14 protein-coding genes are annotated in these 18,106 nt (G+C 68.9%); 10 read left to right on the top strand and 4 right to left on the bottom strand.

The features are described from left to right. Positions 1 to 43 precede the first annotated feature (43 nt). Positions 44 to 742, top strand: coding sequence for a metal-dependent hydrolase (locus tag VFK57_24080; GenBank protein HET7698818.1), 699 nt, complete (start codon positions 44 to 46; stop codon positions 740 to 742). Here the strand turns inward: VFK57_24080 and VFK57_24075 are convergent. Both VFK57_24075 and VFK57_24070 read right to left on the bottom strand, forming a co-directional pair. Continuing rightward, positions 717 to 1,904, bottom strand: coding sequence for a Gfo/Idh/MocA family oxidoreductase (locus VFK57_24075; protein ID HET7698817.1), 1,188 nt, complete (start codon positions 1,902 to 1,904; stop codon positions 717 to 719). The two genes, VFK57_24080 and VFK57_24075, sit on opposite strands and share 26 nt — an antisense overlap. A 2-nt stretch (positions 1,905 to 1,906) precedes the next feature. After that, positions 1,907 to 2,740 carry a trypsin-like serine protease gene (locus tag VFK57_24070; GenBank protein HET7698816.1) on the bottom strand — a complete coding sequence of 278 codons (834 nt, stop codon included), beginning with the start codon at positions 2,738 to 2,740 and terminating at the stop codon, positions 1,907 to 1,909. Between the two features lie 44 nt (positions 2,741 to 2,784). Here VFK57_24070 and VFK57_24065 point away from each other — a divergent pair, with 44 nt between their 5' ends. After that, on the top strand, positions 2,785 to 3,450 hold the full coding sequence (locus tag VFK57_24065) for a YceI family protein (GenBank protein HET7698815.1): 666 nt from the start codon (positions 2,785 to 2,787) through the stop codon (positions 3,448 to 3,450). A 118-nt stretch (positions 3,451 to 3,568) separates the two neighbouring features. Here VFK57_24065 and VFK57_24060 read toward each other — a convergent pair whose 3' ends face one another. Then, on the bottom strand, positions 3,569 to 6,199 hold the full coding sequence (locus tag VFK57_24060) for a M14 family metallopeptidase (protein HET7698814.1): 2,631 nt from the start codon (positions 6,197 to 6,199) through the stop codon (positions 3,569 to 3,571). Continuing rightward, entirely contained in the window at positions 6,196 to 6,921 is a 726-nt protein-coding gene (locus VFK57_24055; GenBank protein ID HET7698813.1) for a shikimate kinase, read from the bottom strand. Before VFK57_24055 ends, VFK57_24060 begins: the two co-directional genes overlap by 4 nt. A gap of 93 nt (positions 6,922 to 7,014) precedes the next feature. On the opposite strand from VFK57_24055, the gene boxC reads away from it, so the two are divergent. The 8 genes from boxC to VFK57_24015 are packed head-to-tail and all read left to right on the top strand — an operon-like array spanning position 7,015 to position 18,078. Then, entirely contained in the window at positions 7,015 to 8,679 is a 1,665-nt protein-coding gene (gene boxC / locus VFK57_24050; protein HET7698812.1) for a 2,3-epoxybenzoyl-CoA dihydrolase, read from the top strand. Between the two features lie 42 nt (positions 8,680 to 8,721). Next, positions 8,722 to 10,140 (top strand): benzoyl-CoA 2,3-epoxidase subunit BoxB, encoded by a 1,419-nt coding sequence (boxB, locus tag VFK57_24045; protein HET7698811.1) that lies wholly within the window; start codon positions 8,722 to 8,724, stop codon positions 10,138 to 10,140. Positions 10,141 to 10,142: 2 nt separating this feature from the next. Further along, positions 10,143 to 10,940, top strand: a complete 798-nt coding sequence (locus tag VFK57_24040; GenBank protein ID HET7698810.1) for an enoyl-CoA hydratase-related protein — start codon at positions 10,143 to 10,145, stop codon at positions 10,938 to 10,940. Positions 10,941 to 10,980: 40 nt separating this feature from the next. Beyond that, positions 10,981 to 12,423 carry an aldehyde dehydrogenase family protein gene (locus tag VFK57_24035; protein ID HET7698809.1) on the top strand — a complete coding sequence of 481 codons (1,443 nt, stop codon included), beginning with the start codon at positions 10,981 to 10,983 and terminating at the stop codon, positions 12,421 to 12,423. 2 nt (positions 12,424 to 12,425) lie between these two features. Next, positions 12,426 to 13,595: an aminotransferase class V-fold PLP-dependent enzyme gene (locus tag VFK57_24030; protein HET7698808.1), complete on the top strand. Its 1,170-nt coding sequence runs from the start codon at positions 12,426 to 12,428 to the stop codon at positions 13,593 to 13,595. Next, positions 13,595 to 14,443, top strand: coding sequence for a 3-hydroxyacyl-CoA dehydrogenase NAD-binding domain-containing protein (locus tag VFK57_24025; protein HET7698807.1), 849 nt, complete (start codon positions 13,595 to 13,597; stop codon positions 14,441 to 14,443). The genes VFK57_24030 and VFK57_24025 overlap by 1 nt, the downstream gene beginning before the upstream one ends. Continuing rightward, positions 14,433 to 15,200: an enoyl-CoA hydratase-related protein gene (locus VFK57_24020; GenBank protein HET7698806.1), complete on the top strand. Its 768-nt coding sequence runs from the start codon at positions 14,433 to 14,435 to the stop codon at positions 15,198 to 15,200. The genes VFK57_24025 and VFK57_24020 overlap by 11 nt, the downstream gene beginning before the upstream one ends. A gap of 55 nt (positions 15,201 to 15,255) precedes the next feature. Next, the gene (locus VFK57_24015; GenBank protein ID HET7698805.1) at positions 15,256 to 18,078 is read left to right on the top strand and encodes a protein kinase; all 2,823 of its coding nucleotides are present in this window, start codon (positions 15,256 to 15,258) and stop codon (positions 18,076 to 18,078) included. Positions 18,079 to 18,106 lie beyond the last annotated feature (28 nt).

Below are 18,106 nucleotides of genomic sequence, written 5' to 3'. Positions count from 1 at the left end.
GCCTGCGTGCGCCGCCGCCCTCCGGGGCCGCTATACTACGCGGATGTCTGGCCTCTCCATCACCTGGTACGGTCACGCCACGTTCCTCATCGTCACGCCCGGCGGCAAGCGCATCGTCTTCGATCCCTGGCTGACGGGAAATCCACGCACGCCGTCCGGCGCGAAGATCGACAAGGCTGACGTCATCTGCGTGACGCACGGCCACTCGGATCACACCGGCGACGTGATTGCGGTCGCGCGGGCGACCGGCGCCCCCGTGATTGCCGTGTTCGAGCTGGGCAACTGGTTCCGCAGCAAGGGGCTCAAGGACGTCGTCGACATGGGCGTCGGCGGCACCGTCGGCGTGAAGGGGCTGCGGATCTCGATGGTGCCGGCGCTCCACACCAGCAGCATCGCGGAGAACGGCCAGGACCTCTACGCCGGTCTCGCCGCCGGGTTCGTGGTGCGCCTCGAAGACGGCCGCAGCATCTACTTCGCCGGCGATACCGCGGTGTTCGGCGACATGCGCCTCATTCGCGAGCTGTATGCGCCGGAGATCGCCTTCCTGCCGATTGGCGATCACTACACGATGGATGCCGCCGGGGCGGCGCTGGCGTGCGAGATGCTGGGCGTGCGGCAGGTGGTGCCGATGCACTACGGCACGTTCCCGCTGCTCACCGGCTCGCCCGAGGATCTGAAGCGTCTGGTGGAACCCCGCGGCGTGGACGTGCTGGTGCTCAAACCCGGGGAGACGGCGTCGTAAGCAGCGTCATCCCCGCGGCCGCGCTGGCCGCGGCCGCTTCCGCCGCCGACTCGAACGCGCCGCCGCCAGCCGTCGTCAGTTCGATGACGCGGCCGTGCTGACGCGAGCTGGCTTCGGCGGCGTTGGCGACGAGAAGCGTCTTCCATCCAATGTCGAGGCCGGGCTCGAGCCGGGCGCCTGACGCGGCCGCATCGAGGAACGCGCACAGCTCCCCGTCGTAGGCCGCGCCGAATCGCGCATAGAAGTCGGGATGCTCGGCGCGCGGCGGCGTCATCGGAAACTCCAGCGACTCGGCGAGCGTCCCCCGCGCGATCGGTCCCCGTCCGGTTCCGCGCCAGAGGCGCGCCATGACGGGACCGAAGTCGCCGACGAACTCGCCGACGTCGATGCGCCCGTCGGTCCCGGTGATCGTGAAGCCGTTGTCGTAGCCGGTCCCGTTGATCCGCGAGCCCCACAGGTGCGCCAGCGATCCGTCGGGCCACTGGCAGAACACGTGCACGATGTTCGCCCCCTCGCCGGCGCGGTCCTCGTACGGCGGCGCCATGAACTGGAGCGCCTGCACGCGCTGCGGCAGCGTGAACCGGCGTATGCTCATCGCCTCGTAGACCAGGTGAATGGCCATGTCGGCGGTGATGCCGGCGCTGTCGTATCCCACCGGCGTCGGGTTCTTGTCCTGCAGGACGTGGTGCGACTGCTGAATCGAGCCGATCAGCCCCTGCGAGATCCACCGCAGCGCCGCCCGCGCCGGCTCGTCGAAGTGCCGCTGAAACGCGACCTGCACCAGCCGATCGGCGCCTGCGCCGAGTTCGCGCTCGATGGCGGCGGCCTCGTCGATCGAGCGTGTCAGCGGCTTCTCCACGAGCACCGGGATGCCCCGTCGCGCGAAGGCGAGCAGGTCGCGCGCGTGATCCGTGGTTCGGGACGCGACCACCACGGCGTCGGGCGCTTCGCGGCACATCTGCTCGGGCGTGTCGCTCCGCGCCACGGCCTCGGGCAGTCCCGCGCACGCGGACTCCAGGGTCTGCGGCACGCGATCCCCGATCGCGGCGAGCTCGATGCGCGATGCCTGGTGCAGGCGGAGGAGATGCTCGAGATGGACGCGGCCCATCCGCCCGACGCCGAAGATGCCGACGCGCAGACGCCGGGCGGTGGGATTCGTCACGGCTACGGCAGGGTGACGTAGGGCGCGAGGAACGCCCGCGCCGACGCGATGTCGAGGCGGTAGACGACGTTGGTCGCGCGGCAGACGGCGTCTCCCGTGATCGTGATCGCGACGAGCGTGCGCGTGCCGCCCACGTTCAGGAAATTGGGGCCGCCCGAATCGCCGAAGCAGGTGCCGCCGTCGCCGGTCGCCGGGTTCATCGACAAGCGGAGGTAGCCGCCGTTCAGCGAGTCGAAGCTCGAGAACGCGTACATGCGCGGCACGGGATTGCGGTCCTCGAAGAACGGCGTGCCGCCGCCGGTGACGCGGTTCTGCAGACCGTATCCGACGGCGGTGTAGATGGTCCCTTTCAGCCCGTTCTGCGCCGACAGGGTGTCGAGCAGCCCGGCGGCCGGCAGCGTCGCCGGCGTAATGCCCCGGGTCTGCCGCGCATCCACCAGCAGGACCGCGATGTCTCCCGAATCCGCCTGCGCGGCGTTGTAGCCGGGGTTCGTGACCACCTCGGTCACGGTCACGAGCTTCGTCGTCCTGCTCGTCAGATCGCCGAACGGAATCGGGCTGTCGAAGCTGACCAGGGCGGTGTAGCCGTCCGGCGCGAGGTCCCGCTCGTAGAAGAGCGTGCAGTGGCTCGCGGTCAGAAATACGCCGGGCGCGATCAGCGTCCCCGAACAGATCGGGAAAATCGATCCGCCGGGGGCTTTGACGATGAACGCGCCGGTGTTCGAGAACGCATTGGTGGTATCGACGAAGCCGTAGGTGATTGCCCGCGCGCGCGAGGTGACGAGCAGGAGGGCGATGAGAATGACGCCGGGGACGGTGTATCTTGAGAGCCGCATGGACACCTCCAGAGGGTAGGGGTGCATTCTAGGAGAAGTGGCTGATGAAATTGCAGCGAATTGCCGTCGCACTCGTGGCGTTGACTGTCGGGTTCAGCCTGGCCGATCTGCTGGCGCAGGGGCGCGCCAACGTGCCGCCTCCCGATCCGACCAAGCCTCACAAGCTGGAAGTCACGACCGGTACCAGAGCGCGGTACAAGGTCCGCGAGCAGCTCGCCGGCATCAGCTTTCCCAGCGACGCCGTCGGCACGACCGAAGCCATCACCGGCGCCATCGTCATCAAGCCGGACGGCTCCATTGACGCCGCGCAATCGAAGCTGTCGGTCGATCTGAAGACGCTGACCAGCGATCAGCAGATGCGGGACGGCTACGTGCAGAACCGGACGCTCGAGACCGCGAAGTTTCCGACCATGGAGTTCGTGCCGAAGCGGGCGGTCGGCCTGCCGGCGCCGCTCCCTGCGGGGATGCAGGCGCAGGCGGGCTTTCAGTTGATCGGGGATTTGACGCTGCACGGCGTCACCAAGGAGGCCACCTGGAACGTCGTCGCGACGTTCGGCAACGACACCGTGGGGGGGCGCGCGACGACGACGATCGACTTCGCGAGCTACGGCATGACCAAGCCGTCCCTGGCGCGGCTGATGAGCGTGGACGACAAGATCGAGCTCGAGATCGAGTTCAGGTGCAAGCGGACCGTCGTGACCGGCAGCTAAACGGGGACTGTCCCCTTTTCCGGCGCGCGGCGGTGCGTTTTGCTCGACAAATCGCGAGTCGGCCGACGAAATGCTGGGAAAAACCCCGGAAAAGGGGACAGTCCCCGTTTTGGCAGCCTCAATGCGCCAGGCCCAGCAGCACGGCGTTGATGAAGAGCAGCTGGGTCGCTTCCGAATAGGCACGATAGTTCGGCTCTTCGGCGAACGCGATCACGTGGCCGCGCCCGGTCGGCTGGTGCATCAGGAACGAACGGCCGCTGAGCAGCGGCTGCGCCTCCTGCCACACCAGCCCCCCCGCCACCAGGCGGTCGCCTGACGCATAGACGCCGACGTTGACGCCGGCGTCGAGCTTCAGCGGCGCGAACACCCGCGCTCCCTCGTAGACGGTCTGGATGTCGCCGTCGAGCCCCGCGGTGAGCCAGTGATACGGATTCAGGGTCACGCGGAGCATGGCGCCGGCGAGACTCTCCGGACGCTCGCGCTCGGGCTGAATGGCCTTCTCGAAATCGAACGGCTTCGACAGGTCCGGCTTCCCCCCTGCAGCCGCCGGCGGCGCGGCGCCTGCTTCGGGCGCGTCCCGTTCCGGCGAGCCGTCGCGCAGCAGCGTATCGGTCGACAGCAGGCCGACCCGATCGCGCGCGGCCCAGCGGGAGGCTTCCGCAATCGTGATCAGCGTCCCGCCGTTGCGGATCCAGTCCTTCAGACGCCTCAGCGCGTCGTCGCTGAAGCTGTAGGCGGCCGACGGCAGCACCAGGACGTCGTAGTCCTTCATGTCGTAGTTCTGCAGCGTGGAGGTGCGCATCGCGGTGACCCGCTGGCCGAACCGCTGTTCGAGCACGTAGCGCGCGAAGCCCGCCGAGAGCGTCGAGACCGGCGCGTCCCAGGCGAGCAGCACGCGAGGCTCGCGCAGCCGCGCGGTGCGTCCACTGCCGAGCGAGATGCCTTCCTCGGTCCACGTCTGCGCGATGGGAACGAGCTCCGCCCCGTGCCGCTGCGCGATCTGCTGCAGCCGTTCCGCCGTTCCTTCGCGATTCCCGGCGAGGCGCACGAACGCCGTGCCGATCGCGTACCTGCGGCCGCCGTGCGTGAACACGTCGTCGGCCGTCTGCACCTTGATGCCGGCGCGCAGCGCGGCGGTGACCGCGGCGGCCGCCCCGCTGCCCCACGGCATCAGGAACCCGATCGTTCCGGGCGGGGGAGGGGCGATCGCGGCGCCGGGTTCCTCGTCCGCGCGCACGTCGCGCGCCCTCACCGCGGCCACCCGGTCGCTGGCGACGACCTCCACGTCGAACATCAGCGGCAGGCTCCACGCGGTGACGTCGTAGATCTGGTCCGGCAGCCGCGCCTTCCGCCGGCGGTCCTGTTCCTTCAGGAACGCCTCGTCCATCTTGATGTCCGGATCGATGAGGTTGCGCGCGAGGCGGCCGGCGGGCTGCGCCAGCGGCACGATGAACGTGCCGGCGGGCATCTGCTGCGGGCCGGCCTGGAACGCTTCCTCGGCGCGGCGGACCTGGATGCCCTGCGATGCGAGCAGCCGCGCCAGCCGCGCGGTGCGCGACGGATCCCTGCCGGGCGGCAGCAGGTATTCCCGCGTGCCCTTCTGGCCCAGGGCGATTGCGCCGCGGCGGTAGTCGAGGAACTCGCGCAGCAGCTTCTCGCGGTGGCGCGCGGCGGTGAGCGCGGTCGTGATCGCGGAGGTGAAGTGATGCGTGACCCCCTGCTTGTACGTCAGCAGCGTGCCGTCGTCGCGCGCGAAGGCGAGGCCGCGCGCGGACGCCTGCTCGAAGGTCATCGCGATCGCGCCGTGAAAGGCCGGCCACGAGTCGCCGTAGCCGGGATAGAACGCGTCGTACACCTCGCGGACGAAGTACGCGAAGCCGCGCCTGTCGAACTCGGCGGCATTGGCGCGGCCGAACAGCTCGAGCGACTTCCGCTGCGATTCGGTCATCAGCGGATTGATCGGATCCGCCGGCGGAGCGAAGTAGTAGGACGAGTTCCCGCCCATCTCGTGCAGGTCGACGACGACCTGCGGGTACCACTCGAGCATCACGCGGGCCCGCCCTTGCGTCTCCCGCTGCGACTGCGCGAAGTAATCGCGATTCATGTCGAAGAGGTAATGGTTCACGCGTCCGCCGGGCCACGGCTCGTCGTGTTCGGCGGACTGCGGATTGGGATCCGGTTCGAGCGCGCGGCCGAGCAGGTTCTGGGTGACGAACCGCTGCCGGCCGTCAGGGTTCTGCATGGGATCGATGATGACGAGGGCGTCGCGAAGCGTCGTGTCGGCGTCCGCGTTCCCGCGCGCGGCGAGCAGGTGATACGCCTCGGCCAGCGCGGCGTCGGACGACGAGATCTCGTTGCCGTGCACGCCGTGAATCAGCCAGACGACGACAGGCAGATCGGCGAGGAGACGGTCCGCCTCCGGCGCGCCGGACGCGAGCACCTGCATGCCGCGCTTGATCTCGTCGAGCTTCGCGATGCGCTCCTTCGAACCGACGATCAGATAGTGAAGCGGACGCCCTTCCCAGGAGGTCGCGTACCTGACCAGCCGCGTGCGATCCGGCGCCGCCCTGGCCAGCGCCTCGAGGTAGCGGCCGATGTCGTCCGGTGTGGTGATGGCATCGCCTGGCGCGTGTCCGATGACCGCTTCGAGCGTGGGGATGGATGGGTCGTATGTCACGCCGGGCGCGAGCCCTTGCGGCGCCCCGGCGAGAGAGAGCAGGCAGAACAGGAGACTGACGGCGAGGTTCATGCGGAGATTTGTAGCAGTTCGTCGACGATGTCGTCCACCGCGCGGCCGGAGGTATTCACCGTGTGATCGGCGCTCGCGTACAACGGTTCGCGCGCGGCGAGCAGCGCGCGCAGGTCGGCCATCGCCTGCGGATGATCCGCCATCGGCCGGCGGTCTCCCTGGCGGACCACGCGATTCCAGTGGTCCTCCGGAGCGGCGCGCAGCCACACGGTCGCCGCGTGTTGCCTCAGCAGCGCGTATGTCTCGGGGGACGCCACGATGCCGCCGCCCGTCGCCAGAACGATCGACCGGTGCTCGGCAAGGACGCGGCCGAGCGACTCGCGCTCCAGCCGGCGGTAGTGCTCTTCGCCATACAGCGAGAACAACTCGGCGAGCGACATGTCCGCGGCTTTCTCGACCTGGCGGTCGAGCTCGACGAAGCGCACGTGCAGACGGCGGGCGAGCTGCTTGCCGATCGTCGTCTTGCCGGCGCCGCGCAGCCCCAGCAGCGCGACGATGCGCGGCGGGGTGGAGGGATCCTGGCGCAGCAGATCGGCCGGGGTCGCGCCGAACGCCGACGCCAGATCGGCGAGGCGCCGGATCGAGATGTTGCCGCGGCCCGCCTCGAGCTGCACGAGGAATCGCACGGACACCCCGGATCGTTCGGCGAGCTCGCGGAGCGTCCAGCCCCGCGCCGCGCGCGCCTCGCTCACTTTCATCCCGAGCGCGTGGAGAACGTCCATGTCGAGGTTGGTGCAGTATATCGCACGATTTCTCTCGATGAAGGCACTATAGTGCCTTGACACCCGTCAGGGTGGGGGATAGGCTGAGACGACATGGAAGCCGCCACCAAGGCCGCGATGCCGGCCGTCTCGTTCGACACCGCTCCCGGCCGGTACCGGCACTGGAAGCTCACCATCGAGGGACACATCGCCACCCTGTCGATGGACGTGCAGGAGGATGCGGGCCTGTCGGCGGACTACCGCCTGAAGCTCAACTCGTACGACCTGGGGGTCGACATCGAGCTGGCGGACGCGATTCAGCGGCTGCGGTTCGAGCACCCCGAGGTCCATGCCGTCGTGATCACCAGCCTCAAGGAGCGGGTGTTCTGCGCCGGCGCCAACATCTTCATGCTGCGCGGCTCCACCCACGCGTGGAAGGTGAACTTCTGCAAGTTCACCAACGAAACCCGCCTGGCCATCGAGGACGCCAGCGCCCACTCGGGCCTCAAGTTCCTGGCCGCGCTCAACGGCATCTGCGCGGGCGGCGGCTACGAGCTGGCGCTCGCCTGCGACGAGATCATCCTGGTCGACGACGGCAATTCAGCCGTCAGCCTGCCGGAAACGCCGCTGCTCGGGGTGCTGCCCGGCACCGGCGGACTGACCCGCGTGGTCGACAAGCGCAAGGTCCGCCGCGACCTGGCCGACGTCTTCGGTACCGTCGCCGAAGGGGTGAAGGGCAGGCGCGCCGTCGAATGGCGACTGGTCGATGCGGTCTACCCGACCAGCCAGTTCAAGCAGCGGGTCGCCGCGCGCGCGCAGGAGCTGGCGGCGAAATCCGACCGTCCGGCCGCCGGGCCGGGCATCACGCTGAATCCAATCGGTTGCAGGGTCGGCGACAACGCCGTCACCTACTCGACGGTGTCGCTCGAGATCGATCGCGACAAACGGGTCGGGACGCTGACGGTGACGGGGCCCGACGGGGACCAGCCGTCCAGCCCGGCGGAGATCCTCGCCGCCGGCGATCGGTTCTGGCCGCTCCGTGCGTTCCGCGAGCTGGACGATGCCCTGCTGCGTCTTCGCATCCTCGAGCCGCTGATCGGCACGGTCGTCGTGAAGACGCGCGGCGATCAGGCGGCGATGCTCGCCATGGACGAACTGCTCATCGCCCATCAGGATCACTGGCTGGTGCGCGAGATCGTCCACTTCATGAAGCGCACCCTGAAGCGGATGGACCTCACGTCGCGCAGCTTCTTCGCGCTGATCGAGCCGGGCAGCTGCTTCGCCGGCTCGTTGTTCGAGCTGGCACTTGCCGCGGATCGTTCGTACATGTTCCATGACGACGGGGAAGAGAACACGATCCAGTTGTCGGGGATGAACTTCGGGCCGCTGCCGATGAGTAACGGCCTCACCCGCCTGCAGACCCGCTTCCTCGCCGCTCCGGAGTTCGTGGAGGCGCTGCGGTCGCGCGACTCGGGTTCGTTCACGGCCGGCGATGCCGAGGAGGCAGGCCTGGTGTCGTTCGCACCGGACGAGATCGACTGGGACGACGAAGTGCGCCTGGCGATCGAGAGCCGCGTCGCGCTGTCGCCCGATGCGCTCACCGGCATGGAAGCCAACCTGCGCTTCGCCGGCCCGGAGACGATGGAAACGAAAATCTTCGGACGCCTGACGGCCTGGCAGAACTGGATCTTCATCCGCCCCAACGCGGTCGGCGAGAAGGGCGCGCTGACCGCGTACGGGTCGCACTCGCGGCCCGAGTTCGACTACAACCGGACCTGAGCTTCTGCACGCCGCGACCTGACGGTCGGGCTTTGGTGAATCATGATCTCTGCGGAGCGCATCCCCAACAACGTCGGTCTCTCGAGCAACAAGCGGCTGCAGCGGGCGCTGGAGCACTGGCAGCCGAAATACATTCAATGGTGGCGGGACATGGGTCCGCAGGGATTCCAGGACTACCACCAGGTCTACGTCCGCACGGCGGTGAGCGTCGATCCGTCCGGATGGGCGCACTTCGAGTACGTGAAGCTGCCCGAGTATCGCTGGGGCATCTTTCTCGCGGATCCGGTTCACGATCGCCGCATCGGCTTCGGCGACTTCATGGGGAACCCGGTCTGGCAGGAGGTGCCCGGCGAGTTCCGCAACCAGCTGCGCCGCCTGGTGGTGACGCAGGGAGACACGGAGCCGGCGAGCGTCGAGCAGCAGCGGTGGCTCGGTCAGCGCTGCCCGAGCCTGTACGATCTCCGCAACCTGTTCCAGGTCAACGTCGAAGAGGGGCGCCATCTGTGGGCGATGGTCTACCTGCTGCACTCGTACTTCGGGCGCGACGGCCGCGACGAAGCCGAGGAGCTCCTCGAGCGCCAGAGCGGCAACCGCGACAAGCCGCGCATCCTCGACGCCTTCAACGAGCCGATCGACAACTGGCTCGACTTCTTCATGTTCACGATGTTCACCGATCGTGACGGCAAGTCACAGCTGCTGTCGCTCTCGGAGAGCTCGCTCGATCCGCTGTCGCGGACGACGCGCTTCATGCTGACGGAAGAAGCCCACCACATGTTCGTCGGCGAGACCGGCGTGGCGCGCATCATCGAGCGCACCTGCCAGCTGACCCGGCAGTCCGGCTTCTCCGGCGACGTGCGGAAGCTCGGCGGCATCGATCTGGAGACGATCCAGAAGTTCATCAACCTGTGGTTCAGCCTCAGCCTCGATCTGCACGGCAACGAGGTGTCGACCAACGCCGCGTCGTACTTCGCGAACGGCCTCAAGGGACGCGCCTACGAGGAGAAGTGGGACGACCACAAGGTGACGGAAGCGCTGTACGAGCTCGACATGCTGGCGGACGGCCGGCTGGAGCGGCGTCACATCCCGATGCGCACCGCGATGAACGAAGTGCTGCGCGACTGGTACGTCGGCGACTGCCAGGCCGGCGTCACGCGGTGGAACAGGATCCTCGAGCGCCACGGCTTCTCCGATCGCCTGCGGCTGCCGGATCGCAAGTTCAACCGCGGCATCGGCATGTTCTCGTCCGTCCACTTCGACCCGCGCGGTCAGCAGCTCTCGGACGCCGAGTGGGGGCGGCGCCGGCACGAGTGGCTGCCGTCCGCGCAGGATCGCGAATACCTCCTCAGCATCCAGGCCGAGCCGATCTACGAGCCCGGCAAGTTCGCCAACTACATCGCGCCGCCCCAGCGGGGAGTGAAAGGGCAGCCGGTCAACTTCGAATACGTGCGCACGGAAATGTAGCCATGCGCAAAGTGGATGTCACGATCAGCGACGCCGTCGCCGTGCTCGCGTTGAACGAGCCGCCGGCCAACACCTACTCCTACGAGATGATGCTGGAGCTCGACGCCGCGGTGCTGGCGGCGCGGATGGATCCGCACGTTCACGTCATCGTGCTGATCGGCGCCGGCGACCGGTTCTTCTGCGCCGGCGCCAACCTCGCCATGCTCAAGGACGCCGATCCCGAGTTCAAGTACTACTTCTGCCTCCACGCCAACGAGACGCTGAGCCGCCTCGAGCACACGCCGAAGCTCGTCATCGCCGCGCTCAACGGGCACGCCGTCGGCGGCGGCCTCGAGGTCGCGATGGCCGCCGATCTCCGCATCGCCCGCAGGGACGCAGGGAAGATCGGTCTGCCGGAGGTGGCGCTCGGCGTGCTGCCAGGCACCGGCGGAACGCAGCGCCTCGCCCGGCTCGTCGGCAAGGCACGCGCCATCGAGTTGATGGCCACCGGACGGCTGATGACGATGGACGAGGCGCACGCGCTGGGGATCGTAACGTCGGTCTGGGGCGATGCGGAGCTGAACGGCCGCAGCTTCCTCGACGCCGTCCTTCACTACGCGCGCCAGTTCACCCCGCCGAACGCCGCCAGCCGGGCGGTCGGCCGGATGAAGCGCGCCGTGCAGTCCGGCGCCGAGGCGGGCTTTGTCGAAGGACTGTCCCTCGAGCGCGAGCTGCAGCAGCTGCTCTTCCAGAGCGACGACGCCCGTGAAGGCATCTCGGCGAACCTCGAGAAACGCAAGCCTGCGTTTACAGGAAAATAGATCAGTAACGACGCGAGGTAGCCAGTTGCCGACCGCACTGATGTCCCACAAGCTGCTCATCAACAACGAGTGGCGCGACGCCTCCACCGGCAAGACCATGGAGGTCATCAACCCCGCGACCGAGGAGGTGATCGCCACGGTCGCCTCCGCCGGCAAGGACGACGTCGACGCGGCGGTCGCGGCGGCGCGCGCCGCGCTGAACGGCCCGTGGGGCAGGATGTCGGCGCGCGAGCGCGGCCGCCTCGTCAGCCGCCTCGCCGACCGCCTGATGGAGCGCGCCGACGACGTCGCCCGTCTCGAGACGCTGCACAACGGCAAGCCGATCTTCGAATCGCGGCAGATCGAGATCCCCGCCTCCGCCGAGTGCTTCGAGTATTACGCCGGCTGGGCCGACAAGGTGATGGGGGAGACCATCCCGGTCAAGGGCAACCATCTCACCTACACGCTCCGCGAGCCGCTCGGCGTCGTCGCCGCGATCGTGCCGTGGAACTTCCCGCTGCTGCTCGCGGCGTGGAAGGTGGCGCCGGCGCTCGCCACCGGCAATGTCGTGATCCTGAAGCCGGCGAGCCAGACGCCGCTGACGGCGATCGCGCTCGGCGAGATCGCCGTCGAAGTCGGATTGCCGCCCGGGGTGCTCAACGTGATCACCGGGCCGGGATCGTCGGTCGGGCAGGCGATCGTCGAGCACCCGGGCATCGACAAGATCGCGTTCACCGGCGACACCAACACCGGCAAGGGCATCATGCGCGCGGCCGCCGACACGCTGAAGAAGATCACGCTGGAGCTGGGCGGCAAGTCGCCGAACATCGTCCTCTCCGACGCCGACGTCGATGCGGCGCTGCGCGGCGCGACGACCGGCATTTTCTACGGCAAGGGGGAAGTGTGCGCGGCCGGATCGCGCCTGCTGGTGGATCGGGCGATCAAGGACGAGTTCATGGAGAAGCTGGCCGCGCGGACCAGGAAGATGGTCGCCGGCGATCCGCTCGATCCCAAGACGCGGTACGGCGCGCTGGCGTCGAAGAAGCAGCTCGAGACCGTGCAGCGGTACGTGGACGTCGCCCGGCAGGAAGGCGCAGCGCTGGTCGCCGGCGGGGCGCGCGCCGACATCGGCACCGGCAAGGGCTACTTCTTCCAGCCGACGGTGTTCGACAAGGTCACGTCCGGGATGACGATCGCCCGCGAGGAGATCTTCGGGCCGGTGCTCGCGACGATCGAGTTCGCCGATCTCGACGAAGCGATCGCCAAGGCGAACGAATCGCAGTACGGCCTGGCCGCCGCGGTATGGACGCGCGACGTGAAGAAGGCGCACTACGTCGCGCGCAAGCTGCAGGCGGGCACGGTCTGGATCAACACCTACAACGTCTACGACACCGCCGCGCCGTTCGGCGGCTACAAGGCGAGCGGCTTCGGCCGCGAAATGAGCGCGCACGCGCTCGAGCACTACACGCAGGTCAAGTCGGTCTGGGTCGATCTGAACCTGTGAGCATGACGGACGGCGACGTCGTTCGCTGGCGGCGCGAATTCCCGATCCTCGACACCTGCACCTATCTGGTCAGCCATTCGCTGGGGGCGATGCCGCGCAAGGCCGCGGACTACCTGCAGCAGTTCGCCGACACCTGGTCGTCCCGCGGCGTGCGCGCGTGGCACGAGGGCTGGTGGGAGATCGGACGCGACACCGGGAACCTGCTGGCGCCGATGCTCGGCGTGGCGCCGAACACGATCTCGATGCACCAGAACGTGACGGTGGCGCAGGCGATCGTCGCGTCGTGCTTCGCCTACGACGGACCGCGCCGCCGGATCGTCATGACCGAGCAGGAGTTTCCGTCCAACCACTACCTGTTCGAGGGCTTCCGGCGCTATGGCGCCGAGATCGTCTACGTGCCGGCGAGCGATCCGATCCGGCTGGACCTGCAGCGCTTCCTCGACGCCATCGACGAGCGGACCGTCCTGGTGCCGCTGTCGCTGGTGCTCTTCAAGAGCGCGGCGATCACGGACGCGCAGGCCGTGATCGACAAGGCGCACCGCGTCGGCGCGCGTGTGATCCTGGACGTGTATCAGGCGGCCGGCACGGTGCCCCTGGCGATCGGCGAGTGGAACGCCGACTTCGCCGTCGGCGGCTCGGTGAAGTGGTTGTGCGGCGGCCCGGGCGCCGGGTACCTCTACGTCCGTCCGGATCTCGCCGACCGGCTGGAGCCGGCGTTCGCCGGATGGGCGGCGCACGAGACGCCGTTCGCGTTCGCGGCCGGACCGATCCGCTACGCCGGCAGCCCCGAACGGTTCCAGAGCGGCACGCCGAACGTGCCGTCGCTGTATTCGGCGCGCGCCGGCTACGAGATCGTCGCCGCCATCGGCGTGCCCGCGATCAGGGAGCGCTCCCTGCGCCTGACCCGCCGGATCCTCGCCGCCGCGACGGCCGCCGGATACCGGCTCAACACGCCGCTCGACGATCGCGAGCGCGGCGGATCGGTGATTCTCGACGTTCCCGATGCGGCGCGCGCGGCCGACGAGTTGATCCGCCACGGCGTCATCGTCGACTACCGGCCCGGCGCCGGGATCCGCATGGCGCCGCACTTCTACAATACCGAGGCGGAGATCGATCGCGCGATGGACACGCTGGCGCAGGTGGCGTCCGCCGTCAGGCGGACGGATCAGTAATGCAGATCAGGACGATCGCAGTGCTCGGGGCCGGGACGATGGGGCACGGCATCGCGCATGCGGCAATCGCCGGCGGCTACCGCACGCGCATGTACGACGTCAGCGGCGCAGCCGTGGCGAAAGGCGCGGCGGCGATCGAGTCCATCGTGCGCAGGAGCGTCGAGCTGGGGAAAGCCGCGCCCGGTGACGCCGCGGCGATGCTCCAGCGCTTGACGTCGACGTCGGATCTGGGCGAGGCGGTGCAGGACGCCGACCTGGTAATCGAGGCGGCGCCGGAGAAGATCGACCTGAAGCTGTCGCTGTTCGCGCAGATCGAGCAGCTCGCACCGGCGCCGGCGGTGATCGCGTCGAATACCTCGGCGCTCAGCATCACGGAGCTGGCCGGATCGCTGATGACCCCGGGCCGGGTCGCCGGCATGCACTTCTTCAATCCGGTCCATCGGATGAAGCTCGTCGAGATCGTGCAGGCGCTCGAGAGCACGCCGGATACGCTGGCGACGATCGAGCAGGTGGCGCGGGCGATGGGCAAGGAGACCGTGATGGTGCGCGAATCCCCCGGCTTCATCACCACGCGGGTGAACGCCAGCATCGGCAACGAGGCGTTCTACATGCTGATGGAAGGGGTCGCCTCGGCGCGCGACATCGACAAGGCGCTCAAGCTCGGACTGAACCATCCGATGGGCCCCTTCGAGCTGGTCGATCTGGTGGGCCTCGACACAAGGCTCAGCATCCTCGAATACCTGCACCGCAGCCTGGGCGAGAAGTACCGGCCGTGCCCCCTGCTCGCGCAGTACGTGAAGGCGGGACGGCTGGGGCGCAAGGTCGGAAAGGGCGTGTATGAGTATTAGGGTCGACATCTCGGAGTCGATCGCGACCGTCGTCATCGACCGTCCCGAGGTCAAGAACGCGCTCGACCTGGCGACCGTCGACGAGATGCGCGCGGCGCTGCAGACGCTCGCCGCCAACCGCGATGCCGCGGTGCTGATCATCACCGGCGCGGGCGACGCGGCGTTCGTCTCGGGGGCGGACATCAACGACATCCGCGCGCGCGGACGCGACGAAGGGCTCGCCGCGATCAACTCGTCGCTGTTCTCCGAGATCGAGCGCTTTCCGCGGCCGACGATCGCCGCGATCAACGGCTACGCGCTCGGCGGCGGCTGCGAGCTCGCGCTCGCGTGCGACCTGCGCATCGCCGCCGACACCGCGAAGTTCGGCCAGCCCGAGCTGGGACTCGGCATCATTCCCGGCGCCGGCGCCACGCAGCGCCTGCCGCGGATCATCGGCATGGGCCGTGCCCGCCATCTGATCCTGACCGGCGACATCATCGACGCGAAACAGGCGCTCGAGATCGGGCTCGTCACCGCCATCGCGCCGCCGGGGCAGCTGCAGATCCGGGCGCGCGAGCTGGCGAAGAAGGTGCTGCGCCAGGGGCCGCTCGCCGCGCGGCTGGCGAAGGTCGCGCTCAACGCGTCCGCGCGCGTCGACATGGACTCCGGGCTGCTGATCGAAACGCTGGCGCAGGCCATCTGCTACGCCTCCGACGACAAGCTCGAAGGGACCGCCGCGTTCCTCGAGAAGCGCAAGCCGAAGTTCACCGGCAGGTAGGGCCCGCGCTGGCGGGTGGTGCGGAATGGGTCCATAATACGCACGCACCATCCCCATGGCAGGCGAGGCTGAAACGACGGCAGGAGACGGCACATCCGGCATCCGCGTCTCCAGTCCCCAGGTCGGCCCGCTCGCCGTCGGCCAGCCCTTCGGTTCGCGCTACCACATCATCCGCGTGCTCGGTGCGGGCGGCATGGGGGTCGTCTATCAGGCCTGGGACAGCGAGCTGAACGTCGCCGTCGCCGTCAAAGTGATCCGGCCGGAGGCGCTCGGCGATCCGGCCGGCGCGGCGGAAATCGAACGGCGCTTCAAGCGCGAGCTCGTTCTCGCCCGCAACGTCACGCACCGCAACGTCGTCCGCATCCACGATCTCGGCGAGCGCGACGGCATCAAGTATCTGACGATGCCGTTCGTCGAGGGGGAGGATCTGGCGGCGGCGCTGCGCCGGCGCGGCACGCTGCCGGTTCCCGAGGCGCTGCACATCGCGCGGCAGGTCGCCGCAGGGCTCGCCGCCGCGCACGAGGCCGGCGTCATCCACCGCGATCTCAAGCCCGAGAACATCATGCTGGCGGCCGACGGCACCGCGCTGATCATGGACTTCGGGATCTCGCGATCGATCAGCGGGACCGCCACCGCCACGGCGCTCGGCGCGGTGGTCGGCACGCTGGAGTACATGGCGCCGGAGCAGGCGCAGGGACAGCCGGTCGATCCGCGCGCCGACATCTACGCCTTCGGCCTGATGCTCTACGACATGCTGACCGGACGGCAGCGGTTGACGCGCGGCAATCCCATGTCCGAGATCATGTCGCGCATGCAGCACGGACCGCCCGCGCTGCGGCAGCTCGATCCGGCGATCCCCGAGGCGGTCGAGCAGATCGTTGCGCGCTCGGTCGAGCCGTCGCCGGACAAGCGCTACCAGCGCACGTCGGATCTCCTGGCTGCGCTCGACGGTTTGACGGCGGACGGGCATCCGGCGCTGACGGCACGAGCGCCGTCGCGTTCGCTGCTCGCGCCGCTGGCGCTCGGGCTGGCGCTGGTCGCGCTGGCGCTCGCCGGCTGGTCGATGCTGGGCTCGCGGCGGCCGGCCGCGCCGGCGGCGCCGCCCAAGCCGCTGTCGATCCTCGTCGCGAACTTCGACAACCGCGCCGGGGAGGAGCAGTTCGAGGGACTGCTCGAACAGGCGATGGCCGTCGGGATCGAAGGCACGTCGTTCATCACCGCGTTTCCGCGGCGCGACGCGCTGCGGGTGGCGCGCGAGATCGCCCCTGACAGGACGCTCACCGAAGACGTGGCGCGGCTGGTCTCGACGCGCGAGGGGATCGACCGCATCGTCGCCGGCGCGATCTCCTCGCCCGACGGCCGGCGCTACCGGCTCGAGCTGAAGGTGCTGGACCCGGCGGACGCCCGGCCGTTGATGGAGTGGAACACCGACGTGGCATCCAAGGCGGAGGTGCTCGCGGCGGTGGGCCGCGGCGCGGCGCAGGTCCGCTCGGCGCTCGGCGATCGGACCGCCAGCGCCGCCGATGCGGAAACCTTCACCGCGAAGAGCATCGAAGCGGCCCAGGCCTACGCCAGGGCGCAGGAGCGGAACTGGGCCGGCGACACCGAGGCCGCGATCGCCGAGTACGAGAAAGCGATCGCGCTCGATCCCGAGCTGGGGCGGGCCTACTCGGGCCTGGCGGCGCTTCATTTCAACGCCGGCCGCCGCGAGCAGGCCATCGACTACTACAAGGAGGCGATGAAGCACACCGATCGGATGACCGAACGCGAGCGGCTGCGCACCCGCGGCGGGTACTACCTGATGATCCGCAATTCGGCGAAAGCGAACGAGGAACTGCAGACGCTGGTCGACAAGTATCCGGCAGACACGGCGGCGCTGGCGAACCTGGCGGTGAACCGCGTCTACGAGCGCCGCATGGCCGAGGCGGTGGAGCTCGGGAAGCGCGCCGCGGGCATCTATCCGAAGAACGTCATCCGCCGCAACAACGTCGCGCTGTTCATGATGTACGCGGGAGATTTCGACGGCGCGGAGCGGGAAGCGCGCGCGGCGCTGGCGCTCAAGCCGGACTACGTGAAGGCCCTCGTGGCGCTGGCGATGGCGCAGTTCGGACGCGGCCAGATCGGCGAGGCCGAGGGGACGTGGAAACAGCTGGACGGCATTGCCGCCGGACGGACGTTCGCGGTCGCCGGACTCGCCGACCTCGCGTTGTATCGCGGGCGGATCGCGGACGCGATCGCCGTCCTGACACGCGACGGAGCCTCGCCGGCGGATCCGCGGCGGCTGGTCACGCTCGCCGAGGCGCAGTTCGCCCAGGGGAACGAGTCCGCGGCTGCGGCCAGCGCGCTCGCCGCGGCACAAAGCGAGGGGGGGAAGAACGATCCGGTCGTGACCTTCCTCGCCGGGCAGATCCTCGCGCAGGCACGACGGCCGCAGGCCTCGGCGATCGCCACCACCCTGCGGACGCACATCGACAGCGATCCGCGCATGTACGGGTTCCTGCTCGACGGCGAGATCGCGCTGCGGAACGGCGACGCGCGCGCCGCCCTGGATCACCTGAATCAGGCGCAGAAACTCGGCGACTCGTGGCTCGGCCGCTACGCGCTGGGACGCGCGTACCTGGCGGCAGAACGATTCACCGAAGCAGAGTCCGAGTTCGATCTGTGCCTGGGCAAGAGGCTCGGCGAAGTGACCGCCGCGTTCCTCGACGAGATCCCCACGTACCGGCTCCTGCCGCCGGTCCACTACTACATGGGCCTGGTGCGCGAAGGCATGAAGAACGATCGCGGCGCCGCCGAGTCGTTCCGCCGGTTCCTCGAGGTCAAGAAGGATGGCGACGAGCAGCGGCTGGTGGCCGACGCCCGCCGCCGGTTGCGCTGAGACCCGGAAGGGGTGCGCATCGATGGAT

Source organism: Vicinamibacterales bacterium, assembly GCA_035699745.1.
Taxonomy (GTDB): Bacteria; Acidobacteriota; Vicinamibacteria; order Vicinamibacterales; family 2-12-FULL-66-21; genus JAICSD01.
Note: the sequence above shows the minus strand (reverse complement) of the source record. Positions and strands in the feature narration are given on the sequence as shown.